The organism is Rhodococcus sp. (in: high G+C Gram-positive bacteria) (assembly GCF_049286785.1).
Lineage (GTDB): Bacteria > Actinomycetota > Actinomycetes > Mycobacteriales > Mycobacteriaceae > Rhodococcus_F.
Genome location: NZ_JBAQEO010000333.1, coordinates 1 through 3,387, shown reverse-complemented (window position 1 = coordinate 3,387; position 3,387 = coordinate 1). Strand labels below are relative to the sequence as shown.

General features: G+C 67.7%; 2 protein-coding genes. Both read right to left on the bottom strand.

Annotated elements, in window-relative coordinates:
• On the bottom strand, window positions 1-1,135 hold a 1,135-nt coding region (locus tag WAW17_RS12570), incomplete at its 3' end, for an FAD-dependent oxidoreductase (protein ID WP_422333303.1).
• 79 nt (window positions 1,136-1,214) lie between these two features.
• Window positions 1,215-3,387: FAD-binding and (Fe-S)-binding domain-containing protein (locus WAW17_RS12565; protein ID WP_422333302.1), on the bottom strand; the 2,173-nt coding region annotated here is incomplete at its 5' end.

The following is a 3,387-nucleotide window of genomic DNA, read 5'->3' as shown; positions in this document are numbered from 1 at the left end:
GTGCCGCACCGATGCCCGCCCAACTGCCCGAGGACATCGCCCATGCCGAGTTGTGGCTGCCACCGCCGGTGAAGCCGCCGCAGATTCGTTCACGGGTGGCGGCGTCTCCCGCGGCGAACAGTCCGGGGACGGTGGTGGCGCAGGATTCCGAGACCACCTCGATGCCACCGGTCCCCCGCACGGTGCCCTCGGCGAGCAGGTCCACCTCGAACCGGTCGGTGAAAGGATCGATGCCGCGACGGTCGAACTGGAGGAAGAAGTTGGGCTGGCCGAGACGCATCTGCCGTTGGACTTCGCTGTTCGCCCGATCCAGCTGCGCGAAGACAGGTTCGGTGAGCAGCGTTTTCGCGATCACCGAGCGTCCCTTGGTGGATCCGGCGCCTTCGAGGACCCGGCCGTCGGCGTGGAAGAACGTGGCGTAGCCGTAGTAGGCCGTCTTGGTGATCGTGGAGTTCGCCGGAACGATCGCGTAGGAATTGGAGAACTCCATCCCGGAGAAGACGGCGCCCACTTCGGCGGCCATCAGCGCACCGTCACCCGTGTCGACGTTCGTCCCCAGCGCCCGCGACAGGAATGCGCAGCCACCGCTGGCGATGACGACGGCGCCCGCGGTGACCCGATAGTCATGATGCTTCTGGCGCCTATACCCTGCCGCGCCTCGCACCTGACCGTCCGCATCGACCAGCAGTTCGAGGGCCGGCGAATGATCGAGTATGTGTACACCAGCCCTCTTGATCCAGGTGCGCATGCGACGCATGTACTCGGGACCCTGGAGACCGGTGCGGATCTGCGCACCGGTCTCGGGGTCGACCGGGAACGGGTAGCGCCCCTCCTCGGCGAGAAGGTTCATGTTCGCGTACGTCTGATCGAGGACCCGGTCCATCCAGGCATGGTCTGCGAGGTGACCGCCGAGCGACTCACGGCTGGCTTTGGCCTTCGCTCGCACAGACGGGTCGGGACCGACGTACCAGACACCGGTTCCCGAAGGCGCGGTGGCGCCGCTCGTTCCGCAGTAACCCTTGTCGACGAGGACGACGTCCGCTCCCGACTGCCTGGCGCGTAACGCCGCCCACGTACCGGCCGGACCACCTCCGATGACGAGGACGTCGGTACTGAGGTCGAGAAATTCGGTCATCACGTGTTGTCCCTACCTGGTGCGGAAACCGTCGTTCGACCACGATCGCGGAACCCCGCTCCCGGCACCATCATCAGAATCAGCGTGAACGGAAGCCGCCGGGGTCGAGCAACTGTGCGAGGTGGATGGGCGACCGGGAGGGCTCGAGGTGCCGCACCTGCATGTGGCAGCTGAAGCCGTCGGCCAACACCACCGCACCGGCGGGGGTGTCGCGCAGGGCGGGGCCCAGAGCCTGTTCGGCGACCTGCATGCTGAGCTCGTAGTGGTCGGCCTCGAACCCGAAGTTCCCTGCGACACCGCAACATCCGGTGGCCTCACGCACGCGTGGTACCCCTATCGCCCGCAGGGCTTTGCGTTGGGTGGCGGCGCCGAACACGGCGTACTCGTGGCAATGGGTCTGCACGGTGACGTCGGCGGGGAGGGGGACGCTGGGTCTCCACCCTGCTTCCGTGCGTTCCAGCACTGCCTGCGCGAAGCTTCGCACTCGTGCGGCAACGCGGCCCGCAGCATCGGTGTGAACGAGTTCGGGCAGGTCTTTGTGCAGCGCCGCCGCGCAGCTCGGCTCGAGGACGACGATGGGACGTTCGGTGCCGTCGTCGAGCAGTTCGACAGCCTTGGTGAGAACCTTCTTCGCTCGGCGGAGCTGTCCGGTGGAAATCCAGGTGAGCCCGCAACACGCATCGGCACGGCATTGTGAACTGAGCCCCGACTCCGCCAGCACCCGCATGGCGGCGCCGGCCACCTCCGGCCGGAAGCCGCGGGTGAAGGTATCCGCGAGCAGTACCACGTCGCCGTCGGGTATGCCACCGGCGATTTCTTCGCGGATCCTCCTGCGGGGAGCGAAGTCCGGCATTTCACGATGTGGAGTGAGCCCGCCGGCCCGGGCCGCGAGTTGCGCGAGCCGGCCGGTGGTCAGCCGGTTCACCATCGGGGCGGCCTTTTCGGCCGCACGCAACCAGACCGGCAGCCAGCCGAGGGAGTAGTGCGACAGCGGACGAACACGACCACGGTAATGGTGATTGAGGAACTCGGATTTGTAGGTGGCCATGTCGACACCCACCGGACAGTCGGTGGAGCACGCCTTGCAGGACAGGCACAGGTCGAGTGACTCCTTGACGTCCTCGGAACGCCAGCCCGCGGCAACCGTCGGCGAGCTGCGCACCATTTCCTGCAACGCTCGCGCCCGGCCCCGGGTGGAGTCCTTCTCGTCCCCGGTGGCCCGGAAACTCGGGCACATCACGCCACCCGTGGACGCACGACAGCGTCCGACGCCGATGCAGCCCTGCACGGCATGCACGAACGGCGCCACCGGAACCGGGATGGACGGGGTCAGGTCGAAGGACGTCTGCCATTCGCGCGGGCTGACGCCGTCGAGGGCGAGGCTGCCGAGCAGCGGCTCCGGCTCGACGATGCTGCCCGGGTTCAGCACGCCGGCCGGGTCCCAGAGCTGCTTGAAGGTACCGAAGGCCGCCATCATCGTGGGGGTGTACATGAGCGGCAACAACTCCGAGCGGGCGCGGCCGTCACCATGTTCACCGGACATCGAGCCGCCGTAGCGGACACACAGGTCCGCTGCCCGGTGGATGAACCGGGACATGACGTCGCGTCCCTGCTCGCTGCGCTGGTCGAAGTCGATGCGGATGTGCATGCAGCCGGCACCGAAATGCCCGTACATGACGCCGGTGAGGCCGAATTCGGCGAGCAGCGCCTTGATATCGACGAGATAGTCGGCCAGCTGGTCGGGGGCGACCGCCGAATCCTCCCAGCCGGTCCATGATTCGCCCCCCTCGACGAGCCTGGCAGACAGGCCCGCACCGTCCTCGCGCACCCGCCAGAGCGAGGCCCGCTCGGCCGGGTCGCCCACCACCCGGGCGGCCACCAGTCTTCCTGTGGCGTTCAGCTTCTCGACAAGTTCGGCGCCGCGTAGTTCCACCTCGGCAGGATCCTCGCCGTCGAGATCGACGTAGAGCCAGGCCTGTCCGTCGGGAAGTCCCACGACGGCGTCGTCGCCGCGCAGGTGCCGCATGGTGTCGACGATCGCCGAGTCGATGCCCTCGATGGCAGCGGGCGAGTACTCGAGAATCATCGTGGTGTCGCGGGCGGCGTCCACCAGGTCGTGGTAGCCGAGGCACAGCAGCATCGCAGCCGGCGCCACCGGCACCAGGACGACGGTGGCGGCCACGATTACTGCGCAGGGTCCCTCGCTGCCCACCAACGCCCGAGCCACATCGAAACCGTTCTCGGGCAACAGC